Annotated in this window: 16 protein-coding genes; 15 read left to right on the top strand and 1 reads right to left on the bottom strand. The window is 63.7% G+C overall.

The window, feature by feature from the left end; all coding sequences use genetic code 11:
• Positions 1–83: 83 nt before the first annotated feature.
• Entirely contained in the window at positions 84–1,490 is a 1,407-nt protein-coding gene (locus B0B52_RS03660) for an MFS transporter (RefSeq protein ID WP_077592264.1), read from the bottom strand.
• Between the two features lie 35 nt (positions 1,491–1,525).
• Between B0B52_RS03660 and B0B52_RS03665 the strand changes: the two genes are divergently transcribed.
• The 15 genes from B0B52_RS03665 to B0B52_RS03735 all read left to right on the top strand — a co-directional run bounded on the left by B0B52_RS03665 (position 1,526) and on the right by B0B52_RS03735 (position 16,690).
• Entirely contained in the window at positions 1,526–2,347 is an 822-nt protein-coding gene (locus tag B0B52_RS03665; RefSeq protein ID WP_077592265.1) for a M48 family metallopeptidase, read from the top strand.
• Between the two features lie 210 nt (positions 2,348–2,557).
• Positions 2,558–2,896 carry an Hpt domain-containing protein gene (locus B0B52_RS03670; RefSeq protein WP_077592266.1) on the top strand — a complete coding sequence of 113 codons (339 nt, stop codon included), beginning with the start codon at positions 2,558–2,560 and terminating at the stop codon, positions 2,894–2,896.
• A gap of 101 nt (positions 2,897–2,997) precedes the next feature.
• Positions 2,998–3,387: a response regulator gene (locus B0B52_RS03675; protein ID WP_077592267.1), complete on the top strand. Its 390-nt coding sequence runs from the start codon at positions 2,998–3,000 to the stop codon at positions 3,385–3,387.
• A gap of 96 nt (positions 3,388–3,483) precedes the next feature.
• Positions 3,484–5,103 carry an MFS transporter gene (locus tag B0B52_RS03680; protein ID WP_254425626.1) on the top strand — a complete coding sequence of 540 codons (1,620 nt, stop codon included), beginning with the start codon at positions 3,484–3,486 and terminating at the stop codon, positions 5,101–5,103.
• A gap of 506 nt (positions 5,104–5,609) precedes the next feature.
• On the top strand, positions 5,610–7,454 hold the full coding sequence (locus B0B52_RS03685; RefSeq protein ID WP_371327364.1) for an allophanate hydrolase: 1,845 nt from the start codon (positions 5,610–5,612) through the stop codon (positions 7,452–7,454).
• A 34-nt stretch (positions 7,455–7,488) separates the two neighbouring features.
• A complete protein-coding gene (locus B0B52_RS03690; protein WP_077592270.1) occupies positions 7,489–8,487 on the top strand; it encodes an ABC transporter substrate-binding protein in 999 nt (332 codons plus the stop codon).
• Between the two features lie 5 nt (positions 8,488–8,492).
• Positions 8,493–9,341 carry an ABC transporter permease gene (locus B0B52_RS03695; RefSeq protein WP_077592271.1) on the top strand — a complete coding sequence of 283 codons (849 nt, stop codon included), beginning with the start codon at positions 8,493–8,495 and terminating at the stop codon, positions 9,339–9,341.
• A gap of 160 nt (positions 9,342–9,501) precedes the next feature.
• The gene (locus tag B0B52_RS03700; RefSeq protein WP_077592272.1) at positions 9,502–10,323 is read left to right on the top strand and encodes an ABC transporter ATP-binding protein; all 822 of its coding nucleotides are present in this window, start codon (positions 9,502–9,504) and stop codon (positions 10,321–10,323) included.
• A gap of 21 nt (positions 10,324–10,344) precedes the next feature.
• Positions 10,345–10,566 (top strand): DUF4089 domain-containing protein, encoded by a 222-nt coding sequence (locus B0B52_RS03705; RefSeq protein WP_077592273.1) that lies wholly within the window; start codon positions 10,345–10,347, stop codon positions 10,564–10,566.
• Positions 10,563–11,960: an AtzE family amidohydrolase gene (locus B0B52_RS03710; RefSeq protein ID WP_077592274.1), complete on the top strand. Its 1,398-nt coding sequence runs from the start codon at positions 10,563–10,565 to the stop codon at positions 11,958–11,960. Before B0B52_RS03705 ends, B0B52_RS03710 begins: the two co-directional genes overlap by 4 nt.
• A 5-nt stretch (positions 11,961–11,965) precedes the next feature.
• Positions 11,966–12,343, top strand: a complete 378-nt coding sequence (gene hpxZ, locus B0B52_RS03715) for an oxalurate catabolism protein HpxZ (protein WP_077592275.1) — start codon at positions 11,966–11,968, stop codon at positions 12,341–12,343.
• A gap of 69 nt (positions 12,344–12,412) precedes the next feature.
• Positions 12,413–13,516, top strand: a complete 1,104-nt coding sequence (locus tag B0B52_RS03720) for a BMP family ABC transporter substrate-binding protein (RefSeq protein WP_077592276.1) — start codon at positions 12,413–12,415, stop codon at positions 13,514–13,516.
• A 116-nt stretch (positions 13,517–13,632) separates the two neighbouring features.
• A complete protein-coding gene (locus B0B52_RS03725) occupies positions 13,633–14,763 on the top strand; it encodes an ABC transporter permease (RefSeq protein ID WP_077592277.1) in 1,131 nt (376 codons plus the stop codon).
• On the top strand, positions 14,760–15,683 hold the full coding sequence (locus tag B0B52_RS03730) for an ABC transporter permease (protein ID WP_077592278.1): 924 nt from the start codon (positions 14,760–14,762) through the stop codon (positions 15,681–15,683). The genes B0B52_RS03725 and B0B52_RS03730 overlap by 4 nt, the downstream gene beginning before the upstream one ends.
• An 11-nt stretch (positions 15,684–15,694) precedes the next feature.
• Entirely contained in the window at positions 15,695–16,690 is a 996-nt protein-coding gene (locus B0B52_RS03735; protein WP_077592279.1) for a formamidase, read from the top strand.
• Positions 16,691–16,692: the final 2 nt, after the last annotated feature.

Consider the following 16,692-nt stretch of genomic DNA (forward strand, 5'->3'; position numbering starts at 1 on the left):
AAGTTAGGTAAACCGCTGCAGCGATTTGCACCGACAAGCCTGTCGGTTTTGCTATTAATTAAATAGCTATATGTGCCCGTCAATCAAGGACGATCTGGCATTTTCATGCGAGAAGCCAGCCAAACCAACACCAGTACAGGCACCCCCAACAAGGCCGTACTCGTGAAAAAACTGCTGTAACCGAAGGTATCCACGTAGGACCCCGAATACCCCGCCAGAAACTTCGGCAGCAGCAGCATCATGGAGCTGAACAGGGCGTACTGCGTGGCGGAGTAATTGACGTTGGTCAGGCTGGACAGGTAGGCAATGAAAGCGGCCGACGCAATGCCGCTGGACAGGTTGTCGGCCGAGATCACGAAGATCAGCGCGTGGACGTCGTGCCCGCGCGAACCCAACCAGGCAAACAGCAGGTTGCTTGCGGCACTGAGCACCGCGCCCAGCATCAGAACGCGCATCACCCCGAAGCGCATCGCCAACGCGCCACCAGCAAACGCACCGACCAGCGTCATGATGACCCCGTAAATCTTGGTGACGGCCGCTACCTCGTCTTTGGTGTAGCCCATGTCCACGTAGAACGGGTTGGCCATGATGCCCATCACTACGTCACTGATCCTGTAAACGGCAATCAGAGCCAGGATCAGCAGCGCGTGTTTGCCGTAGCGGCGCAGAAAGTCAGCAAAGGGCTCGACCAGCGCACTTTTGAGCCACTCAGCCGCATTGCGCGCAGGCGGAATTTCGCGCGGCACCGGCTCGGGCGAAAACAGCACAGTGACCACGCCCAGCAGCATGGAGGCCGCCATCACCAGGTAAGCGGTTTGCCAGGCACCGTGCTGGTAGGCAATCACGCCGCCTGCACCGGCCACTTCGGCGCGTGCGGCAATCCACAACACGCCGGCGCCGGCCCAGATCATGGCCATGCGATAGCCTGTCTGGTAGGCCGCTGCCAATGCGGCCTGACGTTGCATGTCGGCCGATTCGATGCGAAAAGCGTCCAGGGCGATGTCTTGCGTGGCCGAGGCAAAAGCCACTGCCAGCGCACACCACACCACCGGCAGCAGCGCGAGTTTGGGGTCGGTCAGCGCCATGCCGGTCAGCGCTGCCATGATGACGGTTTGCGACAGCAGCAGCCAGCTGCGCCTGCGGCCGAGCAGCCGCGTCAGCAAGGGAATGGGCAGGCGGTCAACCAACGGAGCCCAAACCCATTTGAAGCCATAGGCCAGCCCGACCCAGCTCAGGTAACCAATGGTGGTGCGGTCGATGCCGGCTTCGCGCAGCCAGAAGCTCAAGGTGCCAAACACCAGCAACAAGGGCAGGCCGGCCGAGAACCCTAGAAGCAGCATGCGAAGGGTGGGTGCCTCCAGATAAACCCGCAGGGTGTCGGCCCAGCTTGGCCGGGAAGCGGGGGAGGGACCGGCGGTGGAGGCTGGAGCGTCAGAATGGGGTGTCGGCTGACGCGATGCAGCCGGTTTGTCAGATAAGGTCTCGCTCATGCGGGAATAATACGCTGTACCCTTACTTTGGAGACATGATGAAATTTTCCCTGAGTGTGACCTGCGCTGCGCTGTCTGCCTTGATGCTGCTGGGCGCACCGCCTGCCATGGCCCAGAACGAAGGTGTGGACGTGGGCAAGAACTCCGGGTTCACCCAGCTGGTTCCTGCGGGAGAGATCGAGCAGGCCTCCAAGCAGCAATACGGCAAGATGATGCAGGAGGCGGCCAGTAAAAATGCGCTCGCGCCGGCCAGCCATCCGCAGCTTCAGCGCCTGCGACGGATTGCCCAGCGTGTTATTCCTCACGCGGTGGCCTGGAACCCGCGTGCGAAGGATTGGCAATGGGAGGTCAACCTCATTGCGAGCAAGCAGGTCAATGCGTTTTGCATGCCGGGCGGGAAGATCGCTTTTTACACCGGCATTCTTGACCAGCTGCAGCTCACGGATGACGAAATCGCCATGATCATGGGCCATGAAATGGCGCATGCCCTGCGCGAGCATGCGCGCGAGCGTATGGGTAAGTCGGCGGCCACCAACATCGGCGCCAGTTTGCTGTCGCAATTGTTCGGGTTGGGCGATCTGGGCCAGACCGTTGCGGGCATCGGGGTGCAACTGATCAACCTGCGTTTTGGCCGTGAAGACGAGTCGGAAGCTGATCTGGTCGGGATGGAGCTGGGCGCGCGTGCCGGGTTCAACCCGCGCGCCGGCATCACGCTCTGGCAAAAAATGGCTGCGGCCAACAAAGGCGCACCACCAGAATGGCTCAGCACCCACCCGGCCGGAGCGACCCGGATTGCCGACATGGAGCGCAACCTGCCCCGGGTGATGCCTTTGTATGAAAGGGCCCGCAAAGGCTGATGGTTCCCTGGCCGGTCATGATGCTTGCGTCAGGCCTGTAGCCGGACATGGTGGCGACGTTGTTCGAGTCGCCGGTGCAGTCGCTCTGGGCCAGTTCCCCTATGCCGGCAGCCGTGGTTTAATAAAAAGCAGCATGAAAAATCGTCCTGACCCTGCCCGTCCAGCCGTCCCCGGGGCGGTCATCGCGATGATCGCCGTGGAGGATCTGGCATGAGCACGCCGCAAGAGGAGTTCCAGCGATTCCTTGCCGAGCAGCGGGTCGAGTATCAGCGCAGCCTGCCCGGAAAAATAGCGGAGATACGCGCGCTGTGGCTGGTGGTCAACGCAGACGCAGACGCACCCAAACCGATGAAAGATCTGGAGCGCATGGCCCATACCCTGGCCGGTACCGCCGGGACACTGGGTTATCGGGAAATAGGCACTGCAGCCAAGGCACTGGAGCTGCTGGTGGAGCACGCGGTGGTGGCCGGGCCGGACCTGACCCTGACCCAGCGCTCCGAGATTGCCCAGGCCATCGACACGCTGCAGGGCGCCCTGCCCGCCGGATGATGGTTGCCCGTCCGTGTTTTCCACTTCATACTTGCGCATCCGAAGCTGGCCGTTCTCCGCTGCGCGCCTGAGCCACCTGTTATTGACCACAAGGACCCCGAATGCCCAAACCCCTCGCCCGAATCCTGTATGTGGAAGACGAGCCTGATATCCGTGCTGTTGCGCAAATGGCGCTCGAGGCCGTTGGCGGTTTCACTGTAATTGCCTGTTCTTCTGGCAGTGAGGCGCTCGCGGCGGCGCCGACTGCGCAGGCTGACCTGCTGCTGCTTGACGTGATGATGCCCGGCATGGATGGGCCCAGCACGCTCAAGGCATTGCGCTTGCTGCCCGAGACAGCGGCGACGCCAGTCATTTTCATGACCGCCAAGGTGCAGGCCGCCGAAGTGGCGCAATACCGTGAACTGGGCGCGATCGACGTGATCCACAAACCGTTTGATCCTATGGAGCTCTCGGCGCAGCTCGGCCGCATCTGGGCGGTGCAGGGGCAATAAGGCTTGCAATTCCTGCACGACGCGCAGAAACCCAGGCGCGCAGGGCCTTTGTTCTCGGAATGCATCGGCCGCCCGGGGTCCAAGGGACAATAACCCATGCCCCACCCCGATCCATCTGCTGAGCCTGTCCTGACCCCTCACGATCCCGCGTCGCTGTCAGCGTGGGCGCCTATGGGCTCACCGGTTTTCCGGATGTTGTGGGGCACCTGGATGGCCGCCAATATCTGCATGTGGATGAATGATGTCGCTGCTGCCTGGCTGATGACTTCACTGACCACTTCGCCGATCTGGGTGGCGCTGGTGCAATCGGCCTCGACCCTTCCGGTGTTTCTACTTGGCTTGCCGAGCGGTGCGCTGGCCGACATCCTGGACCGGCGCCGGTATTTCATCATCACGCAGTTCTGGGTGGCCGCAGTGGCGCTGGTGCTGTGCCTGACGATTGTCATGGACGTCATGACGGCGCCGCTGCTGCTGGCGCTGACCTTTGCCAACGGTGTCGGGCTGGCGATGCGCTGGCCGGTGTTCTCGGCCATTGTTCCGGAGCTGGTGCCGCGGGCCCAGTTGCCCGCCGCGCTGGCACTGAATGGCGTGGCCATGAACGCTTCGCGCATCATCGGCCCTCTGGTGGCTGGTGCGCTGATCGCGAGCGCCGGCAGTGAGTATGTTTTTATTCTCAATGCCGTGTTGTCGCTGCTTGCCGGTTTTGTGATCATGCGCTGGCGCCGGGAGCACGTGCCCAGCCCGCTGGGGCGCGAGCGACTGATCAGCGCCATGCGTGTCGGCGTGCAGTTCGTGCGCCAGTCGGCACGCCTGCGCGCCGTGCTTTTGCGCGTAGCGCTGTTTTTCTTTCATTCCACTGCCTTGCTGGCGCTGTTGCCCTTGGTCGCGCGCGGTCTGAACAGCGGCGGTGCCGGCACGTTCACCCTGCTTTTGGCATCCATGGGTTTTGGCGCCATCTTTGTGGTTGCCTTCCTGCTGCCGCGCTTGCGCCGCACTTTCTCGCGCGATGCGCTGGTGCTCTGCGGCATGGTGTTGCAATCTGTGGCCACGGCTGTGGTGGCCTTCGCGCCCAATGTGTACATCGCCTCACCGGCGATGTTTCTGGCCGGTATGGCCTGGATCACCACGGCCAACAGCCTCAGCGTATCGGCGCAACTTGCCCTGCCCGATTGGGTACGCGCGCGTGGCATGTCGATGTTCCAGATGGCCATCATGGGCGCGAGCGCGTTGGGCGCAGCGGTGTGGGGGCAGATAGCCACGGTGACCAGTGTTCCTGTCAGCATGCTGATTGCCGCCTCGACGGCGGTACTGGCCATTGGCGCCACGCAGTTGTTGCTGCGCGACCGCAGCATCGAGGAAGACCTGACACCTTCGCGCGTGTTCAAGGTGCCCAGCGCCGAGGCACCGCCACTGACGGGCCAGATTCGCATCACGATTGAATACCGCATTGATCCGGCCCGGGGCGAGGAGTTTCGCGCCCTGATGCAGGAAAGCCGCCGCAGCCGCCTGCGCCAGGGCGCACTGGCCTGGGAGCTGCTGCGCGACATCTCGGAACCCGGGCGCTATATCGAGCAAATCAGCGACGAGTCGTGGACCGAGCATCTGCGCCGCTTTGACCGTGTCACGGCGGGCGACGTGGCACTGCGTGATCGCAAGCTGGCTTTCCATCTGGGTGAAAGCCCTCCGGTTGTGACGCGTTTCGTGCTCGAGGCTTAGGGAAGCGCTGAACAAGTCCCCTGCGGCGCGCGATCAGACGGGCTCGGGCGGTCTGCTGCGTTGAATTTCTTGCCAATAGCCAGCTATTGATTGCGAAATCCGCCTTGGCAATCCCATCCCGATCCGGCTGCCGCACATCCGCAAGGACTTATTCAGCGCTTCCTTAGGACTCGGGGCTGCTCACAGGCCGGCGTTGTGTATGCCTGCGTATGGGCCGTGCGTCCCGGCGGGCCGCACCGGGCCTTCCCTCGCACGGCAAGTCGGTAGATGCCAAAATTCGGCCCACCTTGCTCAATTTGAAGAAAATCTGCCTGTGGCCCTTATTGCACGGGCATCAGCAGCTACGCTTTTAATAGCGGATACCGATCGGCGAGTAATTTCCGACCAGAAGCCAGGCAGAAGTACACGTCACGCAGGCCTCTGCGTTACTTGGCATGCACCTTGCATCTCATCTTGTACACAAGTATGGATGCTTTAAATTGGTGCAAGTTTCATTAACCCCTGATGTGACCGGCAAACCGTCCTTACCGGAGCACGCGTCCGCACCCGCAGGCGGCAGTCCGCTTGCGCCGCAGGCCTGGATCCACCGTCCTGCGCCACCGGCAGCGGGCACGCAGGCGGCTTCATCCGGGGCGCTCGCAGGCTTGACTTTCGCGGCCAAGGACAACATCGACGCTGCAGGTCTGCCGACCACGGCCGGCTGCCCGGCCTTTGCCTACACGCCCCCGGTCAGCGCTTTTGTTGTGCAGAAACTGCTCGATGCTGGTGCGCAGCTGGCAGGAAAAACCAATCTCGACCAGTTCGCCTGCGGCCTGAACGGTACCCGTTCGCCGTTTGGGGCGGTGCCCAATGCGTTTAATCCCGCCTATGTATCAGGCGGCTCCAGCTCCGGTTCGGCCTATGTGGTGGCCACCGGGCAGGTGGACTTTGCGCTGGGCACGGACACGGCAGGCTCCGGCCGTGTGCCGGCCGGCCTCAACAACATCGTCGGCCTCAAGCCTTCGCGCGGACTGATCAGCGCCCGCGGTGTTGTGCCTGCGGCGCAAAGCGTGGACTGCGTGTCCATCTTTGCGCGAACCGTGGCCACAGCGGTGCAGGTGCTGGAAGCTGCGATGGGCCATGACGCACTCGACCCCTATTCGCGAAAGCTGGTGCTGGCCAGTGCACCGTTTGCAGCAGCTTTCCGTTTTGGTGTTCCAGCCAGCCTGGAGTTTTATGGCGATCGCGCCGCCGAAGCCGCGTTTGCAGAGGCTGTGATGCGGTTGCAGTCCCTGGGCGGCACGCCGGTGCCCATCGACTTCGCGCCGCTGGCCCAGGTGGCGGCCCTGCTCTATGAAAGCGCGCTCGTGGCCGAGCGCTACACCGCCATCCGCAGCTTCTTCGATACCCATGAGGACGAGGTGATTGAGCCGGTGCGCAGCATCATCGCCGCAGGCCGCGCCTACAGCGCGGCGGATCTTTACGCGGTGCAGACCGAGCTGAAACGCCTGGGCCAGCAGGCCGACGCGATGTGGTCTTGTTCCGCCAACGGCCGCAGCGAAGGGCCGCCCCAAGCAAGGCCAGCCCCTTGCACCCATGAAAGGGGCAGCGAGTACCCGGATCCACACGCAGTTGGGAGCGTGGGGGCCAACATAGACCTGCTGGTGGTGCCGACAGCTCCCACGCATTACACGATTGCCCAGATGAAGCAGGACCCCGTGGCACTGAACCGCAAGCTCGGTGCCTACACCAACTTTGTGAACCTGCTCGACTACGCAGCGCTGTCAGTGCCCAGTGCCATGCGCCCCGACGGCCTGCCCTTTGGCATCACGCTGATCGCACCGTGCGGCAGCGACTGGCAGCTGGCGGACCTAGGTCAGAGGTACCACCATGCCACCGGCCTGAGGCAAGGCGCCACCGATGCATCCCTGCCAGCCATGCGGTCCATTGCCGGCATTTGCAAGCCGGCCACAGTGAAAGTGGCCGTTGTCGGCGCACACCTTTCCGGCATGCCCCTGAATACCCAATTGACCGAACGCGGCGCCGCTCTGGCCGGCCCCGCGGAAACCGCACCGCATTACAAGCTGTTTGCCCTGCCGGGTACCACACCGCCCAAGCCTGGGCTGCTGCGTGTTGCTGCCGGGCGGGGTGCGCGTATTGCCCTTGAGGTCTGGGAGATGCCACTCAGCGCCTATGGTTCCTTTGTGGCGCTGGTTCCCACACCCTTGGGCATAGGCACCCTGGAGCTGGGCGACGGCAGCACGGTCCAGGGCTTTTTATGCGAACCCGAAGCCCTGCACGGTGCGCAGGACATCTCGCATCTGGGCGGATGGCGCGCCTACATTGCTTCCTTGAAAGTTGCCAACCTTTGACCCGTTTTCATCCATTACCTACCAGGAGAGACTCATGAGCCAAGCCAACCATTCCACCCGCCGCACCCTGTTGAAGGCCGGCGCAACCAGCGCAGCGTTGGGCGTGCTGGGCGCGCCTGCTATCGTGCGTGCGCAGTCAGGCCCCAAGATCCGCATCGGCTACTGGCCCATCGCCGCCGGCCTGCCGTTCTATTCGGCCATCGAGCTGGGCTACTTCAAGGAAGCCGGGCTTGACGTCGAGGCGCTCAAGTTTGCGGGCGCCCAGCAGGTGATGGAGGCAGTGCTCTCGGGCCGTGCCGACGGCACCTCTAACGGAACCGGCTCGGCCAACATCGCCATTGGCGAAATCGCCCAGCCCGGTACCTTCAAGATTTTCTGCTCCAACCCCAGCAATGCAAAGAACGTACTGGACGAAGTGATCGTGCCTGTCAACAGCCCGGCCAAGACCATGGCCGACCTGAAAGGCAAACGTGTCGCGTCCGGCCCGGGCATCCAGAATGTGACGCTGGCCAAGACCGTGCTTGAACGCGGCGGCGCCACCGGCGCCACCGTGGTGGAACTGCCCATCGGCCAGCATGTGGCCGCGCTCGCCGCCGGCCAGGTCGATGGTGCCTACACGTTGGAGCCCACCGGGACCATAGGTCGCATGAACGGCACCACGCGCGTGCTGGAGCCCGGCGTGATTGCCCGCTACGTGCTTGGCGACCCGATGGCACCCTGGTTCGGCGGTTCGGCTTCGTTGTCTTCGGAATTCATCAAGAAGAACCCGGACGCGGCAAAGAAGTTCATCGCCGCCTACGGCAAGGGCGTGAACTATGTTCGCACCAAGTCCGTCGAGGCAAGGAAATACCTCAAGGGCTACACCGCCATCGAAGGTGCACTGACCGGCGAGGTGCCACTCGCGGCCTACACCATGTACAACGAGTTCACGCCCGCCGACGTGGCGCACTTCCAGAAGTTCTTCGACCTGTTCTCGGAAAAAGGCATCTTCACGTCGCGCCTCATGGTGGATTCGATGCTCTACAAGGGCTGAACAAGATGACCACCACCCCTTCCGCAACGGCGGTGCCGGAAGCGACCGCCAAGCCCTGGGCGCCACCGGCCAGCAGACTGGCGGCTGTTGTGCAGCGCACGCCGGCGCTCGACAGGGTCCTGCCCTTCATCGGCCCGGTGGTGCTCTTCATCGTCTGGGACCTGGTGGTGCGTCTGGGCTTCATCAAGGCCATTTTGCTGCCACCCCCGCTGGACGCGTTGGGGGCATTGGTCAGTGGGCTTGCCGGCGGGCCGCTGCTCAAGGACTTTGCGGTCACTGTGTGGCGCACGGTGCAGGCCTTCATGATTGCCGCCGCGGTCGGCATGCCACTGGGTGTGCTGCTTGGCAGCAACGAGAAGGCCTACCGCAGCGTCGAGTTCCTGATCGATTTCTTCCGCTCCACACCTTCCTCGGCGCTGATTCCTTTGTTTCTGATGATCTTTGGCGTGTCCGACATCAACAAGGTGGCGATTGCTGCTTTCGGTGCGCTGCTGATTGTGGTTTTCAACAGTGCCTACGGCGTGATCAACGCACGCAAGCAGCGCGTGATGGCGGCCAAGGTCATGGGGGCTTCCCGCTGGCAGGTGTTCAAGGACGTGCTGATTTGGGAAAGCCTGCAGCCGAGTTTTGTCGGCCTGCGTTCGGCCGTGTCCATGGCGCTGGTGATCGTGATCGTCGCGGAAATGTTCATCGGCGCTGACACCGGCCTGGGAAACCGCATCATCAACTCACAGCAAGTGATGAATGTGAAGGACATGTACGCGTCGATCCTGGCCGCCGGTGCACTGGGTTACGCGCTCAACATCCTGTTCCTGGTTGTGGAGCGCCGGATTGTTCACTGGAGTGGCAGGTAGATATGGCCCCCACGCTTGTCGCTTCGCGTACTGCGCTGCCCCCCGAGGGGGCCGCTGCGCCTGCGGCCCGGCGAAGCCGGTTCCGCGGCCCCTGCTGGTCTGAAGAAACCCCTGAGTTACTTACTACCTCGCTTCCACAAGCACCCCGCCGGAGTTCAATATGTCCGCTGTAATCAACGCCCCGGTGTTTGCCGATGTGCCTGTGCGCGAGTTCCAGCCGGGACCGGCCGGCACGCACATCACCATACGCGGCCTGACTAAATATTTCGCCGGGTGGCCGCTTTACGAGGACTTCAATCTCGATATCCCGAAACACAAGATCGTGTCGGTGTTTGGTCCCAACGGCTGCGGCAAGTCCACACTGATCAACATGATCGCCGGGCTGGTGCCTATCGACGCCGGTGAGATCCTGTTCGACGGCAAGTCGCTGAAAGACACCAAGATCGGTTACGTGTTCCAGAACTACCGCGAAGCGATGTTCCCGTGGATGCGCACCATCGACAACATCGCCTACCCGCTCAAACTCGAAGGCAAGTCCAAGGCCGAGGTGGACAGGCGCATGGCTGAGTTGGTGGCGTCGTTTGATGTGAAGTTTGATCTCAAGCGCTACCCCTATGAACTCTCGGGAGGACAGCAGCAGACCGCTTCCATCATGCGGGCGCTGGCCAACAACCCCGAAGTGCTGTTCCTGGACGAGCCTTTCTCGGCCCTCGACTTCGAGATGACGCTGTTCATCCGCGAGAAGCTGCAGGAGGTGTTCATGCAGACCGGCACCACCATGCTGCTGGTGTCGCACGACCTCGAGGAGGCCGTCTACCTGGCCGATCAGGTGCTGCTGCTGACCAAGCGGCCCACCCGTGTGGCAGAAATCCTGCCCTACAACGATGCCCGGCCACGCACGGTGGAGACACTTTCCGAAGCAGGCTTCATCAGCACCAAGAAGCGCAGCCTGGAAATCTTCCAGCGCGAGGTCCGGCGCTGAACGGCAGTAGCTCAGACAACCATGAATGACACCCGCATGCTTGCTTATGTTGAAAGCACGGCTGCATTGCTGAAGCTGCCGCTTGACGCGGCGCGCACCCAGCGTGTGGCCGCGAACCTGCAGCGCACGGCCGCCATGGCGGCGCTGCTGGAAGCCGTGCCACTGACGGCGCACGACGAGCTTGCGGAAATATACAGGCCGGCAGCCTTCCCGCCCAATGACGACGGTCATAAACAGCTATGAAAACAATAGCATCTGACGCTGCTGCGATGGCCCGAGCGGTTGCTTCCGGCAAGGTCAGCGCGCGTGAACTGCTGGACGCCAGCCTGGCGCGGATTGAATCCACCGACGGCCGGGTCAACGCTTTCACGGAAAAAACGCAGGCGCGTGCCCGGGCAGAAGCCGACGCCGTCGATGCGCGGCGGGCCGCTTCGCAGCCCCTGGGGCCTTTGGCCGGTGTGCCTTATGCGGTGAAGAACCTGTTCGACATTGAAGGTGTCGTGACACTGGCCGGCTCCATCGTCAACCGCGGCGATCCGGCCGCGGCATCCGACGCCTTTCTGGTGCAGCAGATGAAGGCCGCTGGCGCCGTGCTGGTGGGCGGGCTGAACATGGATGAATACGCCTACGGTTTCACCACTGAGAACACGCATTACGGCCCCTGCCGCAACCCGCACGATCTCACGCGCATCGCCGGTGGTTCGTCGGGCGGCTCCGGCGCCGCGGTGGCCGCCGGGCAGGTGCCGGTTTCGCTCGGGTCGGACACCAACGGTTCCATCCGCGTTCCGGCCTCGCTGTGCGGTGTCTGGGGCCTCAAGCCGACCTTCGGTCGGCTGTCGCGCCGAGGGTCTTACCCGTTTGTGCACAGCATTGATCACCTGGGGCCGCTGGCGGACAGTCTTGCCGGACTGGCGCTGGCCTACGACGCGCTTCAAAGCCCCGACGCGCTGGACCCCGGCTGCCAGGCCCTGCGCGTGCAGCCAGTCATGCCGCTGCTTGGCCGCGGGACGGCGGGCCTGCGCATCGGCGTGCTGGGCGGCTATTTTCACGACAACGCCACGCCAGCGGCGCGCGAGGTGGTCGCGCTGGCGGCCAGCACTCTGGGAGCGCAAGCCGAGGTGACCTGGCCCGACGCCGCCCTGGCGCGCGCCGCCGCCTTCATCATCACGGCGAGCGAAGGCGGTAGCCTGCACCTGAATGAACTGCGCACCCGTGCCGACGACTTCGAGCCGCTTTCGGTGGACCGCTTTATCGCCGGCGCCCTGCAGCCGGTGGACTGGTATCTCCGTGCGCAACGTTTTCGCCGGGCCTACCGCGACAAGGTCAACGCGCTGTTTCGCGACTGGGATGTACTGCTCACCGCCGCCACATCGGTCAGTGCGCCGGTCATCGGCACCGAGTGGCTGGACATCAACGGTACGCAGCAGCCCTGCCGGCCCTCCCTGGGTCTGTTGACCCAACCGGTGTCTTTTGCCGGCTGTCCCGTTGTTACCGCGCCGCTGTGGCCTACCGGCACCGGCGGTTTGCCGGTCGGTGTGCAGCTGATCGCCGCGCCGTGGCGCGAAGACCTCGCTTTTCGTGCAGCAAAAATTCTCAGTGATGCCGGCGTAGCCCGTGTCCAGCCCGTTCAACTCTAAGCCCCATGCTCGCCATCAACCTTCCCGATGTCCTGGCCGAAGTCACGGCTCAGTTCGAGCGTTACGAAAAAGCCCTGACCGGCAATGACGTGGCCGTGCTCGATGAGCTGTTCTGGAACAGCCCGCACACGCTGCGTTACGGCACAACGGAAAACCTCTATGGCTACGCCGACATCCAGGCCTTCCGGGCGGGACGGCCTTCGCAGGGGCTGGAGCGCAGCCTGCTGAAAACCGTGATCACAACCTATGGCTCCGACATGGCGACAGCCAATGTCGAGTTCCAGCGTGCCGGCAGCGCCAAAACCGGCCGGCAGAGCCAGACCTGGCTGCGCACGCCCGACGGCTGGCGCGTGGTCGCCGCCCACGTGAGCCTTCTTTCCTGAGTTTCATTCCCTGACCTTTCGACTCCTTAACCCTCAACCTTTCAACTTTTAACCCCTGGAGCATTGACCATGAGCAACTTCCTTAATCGCCGCGATTCGATCAAGACCCTGGCTGCGCTCGGCGCTGTTGCTGCCAGTCCGCTGTCGTTTGCGCAAAAGCCCATCACCGTCGGCGTGATCTACGTCGGACCGCGCGACGACTACGGCTACAACCAGGCCCAGGCCGAGGCCGCCGCTGCGCTCAAGAAAATGCCGGGCGTGAAAGTGGTTGAAGAAGAGAACGTGCCCGAGACCGCTGCCGTGCAGAAAAGCATGACCGGCATGATTGCGCAGGACGGCGCCAGCCTGGTGTTTCCGACCTCCTTCGGTTATTTCGATCCGCACATGCTGGCGGTGGCAGCCAAGTTTCCCGAGGCGCGTTTTGCCCATTGCGGCGGCATGTGGACGGAAGGCAAGCACCCCAAAAATACCGCCAGCTTTTTTGGTTATATCGATGAGTGTCAATACCTGAACGGTGTGATCGCCGGCCACATGAGCAAAAGCGGCAAGATCGGTTTCATCGCCGCCAAGCCGATCCCGCAAGTGCTGCGCAACATCAATGCCTTCACCATGGGTGCGCGCTCCGTGAAGCCCGGCATCACCACCAGCGTGATCTTCACCGGCGACTGGTCGATGCCCGTGAAGGAGGCCGAAGCCACCAACAGCCTGGCCGACCAGGGTGTGGACGTTTTCACCATGCACGTAGACGGTCCCAAGGTCATCGTGGAAACAGCCGCCAAGCGCGGCAAGATGGTCTGCGGCTACCACGCCAGCCAGGCCAAGCTGGCTCCGCAGGCCTACCTGACCGGTGCAGAGTGGAACTGGCTTACGGCCTACACCACCTTCATCGAGGCGGCACGCAGCGGCAAGCCGCATCCCAACTTCATCCGCGGTGGCCTGAAAGATGGTTACGTGAAGGCATCGGCCTACGGCTCCATGGTGACCGATGCCGCAAAGAAGCAGGCCGACGGCATCAAGGCGCAGATGATGGCCGGCAGCTTCGACATCTTCAAGGGTCCGCTCAAGGACAACAAGGGCGGCACCATCGTTCCGGCCGGCAAGGTCTTCAAGCAGACCGATCTTGAACTGGAGAAGATGAACTACCTGGTTGAAGGCGTCGTCGGCAGTGTTTGACGAACACCCCCGAAGCGCCTTCGGCACTTCCCCCTCAAGGGGGCGCCACCAGCGGCCCGGCAAAGCCGGTTCCGCGATGGCCCTGAACAGGCACGTCGGTCGCTGACGCCAAGCTCATGCGCAATTCCCTCGCCAACTTCCTGCTGCCCACAGCTGCCATCGCAGCAGCGCTGCTGCTGTTCGGCCTGTTCGTCTGGTTCGCGGGTGTCAATCCGCTGGAGGTCTGGCTGCTGCTGTTCAAGGGTGCCTTCGGTGACTGGTACTCGTGGCAGAACACGCTGCAGCGCGCCGCACCCCTGATGCTCACGGCGCTGTGCGTGGCCATTCCTGCACGCGCCGGGCTGGTGGTGATTGGCGGCGAGGGCGCGTTGGTGCTGGGCGGGCTGGCCTGCGCGGGGCTGGCCCAGGCGTTGCCGCTGCCGGCCAACCTTGCGGGCACCGTGCTGGTGTGCCTTGCGGCCGCGGCCGCAGGCGCATTGTGGATTGCACTGGCGGGCTGGCTGCGCCAGTACCGGGGCATCAACGAAACCATCAGCAGCCTGCTGCTGGCCTATGTAGCTATTGGCCTGTTCAAACACCTCGTGGAAGGGCCGCTGCGCGACCCGTCCAGCCTGAACAAGCCTTCCACCTTTGCGCTGGCCGAGGGCTTGCGCATCAGCGGCATCGCCGGCTCCGACGTGCACTGGGGCCTGGTTATCGGTGTGCTGGCCTGCCTGGCGGCCGGCCTGTGGTTTCGCCTGACCCCGTCCGGCTTTGCCGTTCGTGTGGTGGGCGGCAACCCGCGCGCCGCGCAGCTGGTGGGTTTGCCCGCGTCCAGGCTGATCCTGCTGGCCTGCGCGCTCGGCGGTGCCGGCGCGGGGCTGGCCGGTGCCATCGAAGTTGCGGCGGTACACACCAATGCCAACGTGGCGCTGATTGCCGGTTATGGTTATGCGGGCATCCTGGTGTCTTTCATCGCGCGTCATCACCCGGTGGCGGTGATTCCGGTCGCCATCCTGTTCGGCGGCTTCGGTGCAGCGGGCAGCCTGCTGCAGCGGCGCCTGGGCTTGCCCGATGCGTCGGTGCTGCTGCTGCAGGGTATCGCCTTCGTGCTGATCTTGGCCAGCGAAGCGCTGCGCGATACGGACTGGAAAGCCCTGTTCTTGCGCCTTAGCCGCTTCGGCCCCTCCGAGCCCTCTCCCATCGTCATTCCCGGCTTGACCCCGGCACCAGGCATGGCGGATCAAGCCCGCAACGACAAGTCATGACCGCCGACCAGCTCCTCATTTTCCTGGCCGGCATTGTCGGCGGTGCCCTGCGCGTGGGTGCGCCTTTCCTGTTTGTCAGCCTGGGCGAATGCATCACCGAAAAATCCGGCCGTATCAACCTCGGCCTGGAAGGTGTGCTGGTGCTTTCGGCCATGTCGGCCTTCGGCGCTTCCCATCTCAGTGGCTCGCCGTGGATCGGCGTGCTGGCAGCGGCCGCCACCGGCGGGCTGCTGGCCACCTTGCACGGTGTGCTGTGTTCGCTGCCGCGGGTGAACGACATTGCCACTGGCATTGCGCTGATGTTGCTGGGCACCGGCCTGGCGTTTTACCTGGGCAAGCCGCTGATCCAGCCGCAGGCAGCGCAACTGCCTGCCATTGCGTTGGGCAACTGGAGCGATTCGGCTGCTGTGCGTTCAGCTCTACAGGTCAATGCGCTGGTGCCCATCGGGCTGGCCCTGGCGGTGGCGCTCTGGTGGGCATTTGCCAACACGCGTGCCGGCCTGCTGGTGCGCATGGCCGGCGACTCGGCCCTGGCCACGCGCGCGCTGGGTTATTCCGTGGCGGGCATCCTCATTGCGGCCACGGCGGCCGGGGGCATGGTGGCGGGTCTGGGCGGGGCTTCGCTCACCCTGTTTTACCCCGGCAGCTGGAATGAAGGCATCTCCAGCGGCCAGGGCTTGATCGCGGTGGCGCTGGTGATTTTTGCGCGCTGGAGCCCGCTGCGCTGCGTGGGGGCGGCTTTGCTGTTCGGTGGCGCCGGTGCCATCGGGCCGGCCCTGCAGTCGGTCGGCATCAGCTGGGGCTATCACCTGTTCAACATCGTTCCCTATGTGCTCACCCTGCTGATCCTGGTCATCACCTGCCGGCCCGGCACCACGGCGGCCGGCAGCCCGGGCGAGCTTTCTTCCACATCCAGATAAGGAGTATTCCCATGAGCGGCCTGGGCGGACTCAACAAATCAAGGCACGGCGTGGTCATGGGGCTGGTGCAGCTGCAGCTACCGGTGGTCGAGACGCCGGAGCAGCTCGCTGCGCAGACGCAGCGCATCTGCGCCATGGTCGCCAAGGCCAGGCGCAACCAGTCCACCATGGACCTGGTGGTGTTTCCGGAGTACGCGCTGCACGGCCTGTCGATGAGCATGGACCCGGCCCTGATGTGCACGCTCGACGGACCTGAAGTCGCGGCTTTCAAGCAGGCCTGTGTGGACAACAGGATCTGGGGCTGCTTTTCCATCATGGAAGCCAACCCCGGCGGCAACCCCTACAACAGCGGGCTGATCATCGACGACCTGGGGGCCATCAAGCTCTATTACCGCAAGTTGCACCCCTGGGTGCCGGTTGAGCCCTGGGAGCCGGGCAACCTCGGCGTGCCGGTGTGCGACGGCCCCAACGGCAGCAAGCTGGCCCTCATCATCTGCCACGACGGCATGTTCCCCGAGATGGCCCGCGAGGCCGCGTACAGAGGCGCTGAAATCATCATTCGCACGGCCGGCTACACCGCGCCCATTCGCCACAGCTGGAAAGTCACGAACCAGGCCAATGCTTTTTCCAACCTGGCCGTGACGGCCAGTGTCTGCCTGTGCGGCAGCGACGGCACCTTCGACTCCATGGGCGAGGGCATGTTCTGCAACTTCGACGGCACGGTGCTGGCCGAAGGTGGTGACCGCCCCGACGAAATCATCACCGCCGAAGTGCGGCCCGACCTGGTGCGCGAGGCGCGCAGCGGCTGGGGTGTGGAAAACAACATCTACCAGCTTTACCACCGCGGTTATGTGGCGGTGAAGGGCGGCGCCCGGGACTGCCCCTACACCTACATGCGCGACATGCTGGCCGGCCGCTACCAGCTGCCGTGGAAGGTGGACGTGACCGACGGGTCCTCCTGCGGCTTTGCGCCGCCGACACGCAGCTACCAGGGACCGGAGGTCTGACC

The organism is Polaromonas sp. A23, assembly GCF_002001015.1.
Classification (GTDB): domain Bacteria; phylum Pseudomonadota; class Gammaproteobacteria; order Burkholderiales; family Burkholderiaceae_C; genus Polaromonas.

Coding starts and splice junctions, on each gene's coding strand:
- B0B52_RS03660 (WP_077592264.1), bottom strand. CDS start 1,490: ATGAGCGAGACCTTATCTGACAAACCGGCTGCATCGCGTCAGCCGACA.
- B0B52_RS03665 (WP_077592265.1), top strand. CDS start 1,526: ATGATGAAATTTTCCCTGAGTGTGACCTGCGCTGCGCTGTCTGCCTTG.
- B0B52_RS03670 (WP_077592266.1), top strand. CDS start 2,558: ATGAGCACGCCGCAAGAGGAGTTCCAGCGATTCCTTGCCGAGCAGCGG.
- B0B52_RS03675 (WP_077592267.1), top strand. CDS start 2,998: ATGCCCAAACCCCTCGCCCGAATCCTGTATGTGGAAGACGAGCCTGAT.
- B0B52_RS03680 (WP_254425626.1), top strand. CDS start 3,484: ATGCCCCACCCCGATCCATCTGCTGAGCCTGTCCTGACCCCTCACGAT.
- B0B52_RS03690 (WP_077592270.1), top strand. CDS start 7,489: ATGAGCCAAGCCAACCATTCCACCCGCCGCACCCTGTTGAAGGCCGGC.
- B0B52_RS03695 (WP_077592271.1), top strand. CDS start 8,493: ATGACCACCACCCCTTCCGCAACGGCGGTGCCGGAAGCGACCGCCAAG.
- B0B52_RS03700 (WP_077592272.1), top strand. CDS start 9,502: ATGTCCGCTGTAATCAACGCCCCGGTGTTTGCCGATGTGCCTGTGCGC.
- B0B52_RS03705 (WP_077592273.1), top strand. CDS start 10,345: ATGAATGACACCCGCATGCTTGCTTATGTTGAAAGCACGGCTGCATTG.
- B0B52_RS03710 (WP_077592274.1), top strand. CDS start 10,563: ATGAAAACAATAGCATCTGACGCTGCTGCGATGGCCCGAGCGGTTGCT.
- hpxZ (WP_077592275.1), top strand. CDS start 11,966: ATGCTCGCCATCAACCTTCCCGATGTCCTGGCCGAAGTCACGGCTCAG.
- B0B52_RS03720 (WP_077592276.1), top strand. CDS start 12,413: ATGAGCAACTTCCTTAATCGCCGCGATTCGATCAAGACCCTGGCTGCG.
- B0B52_RS03725 (WP_077592277.1), top strand. CDS start 13,633: ATGCGCAATTCCCTCGCCAACTTCCTGCTGCCCACAGCTGCCATCGCA.
- B0B52_RS03730 (WP_077592278.1), top strand. CDS start 14,760: ATGACCGCCGACCAGCTCCTCATTTTCCTGGCCGGCATTGTCGGCGGT.
- B0B52_RS03735 (WP_077592279.1), top strand. CDS start 15,695: ATGAGCGGCCTGGGCGGACTCAACAAATCAAGGCACGGCGTGGTCATG.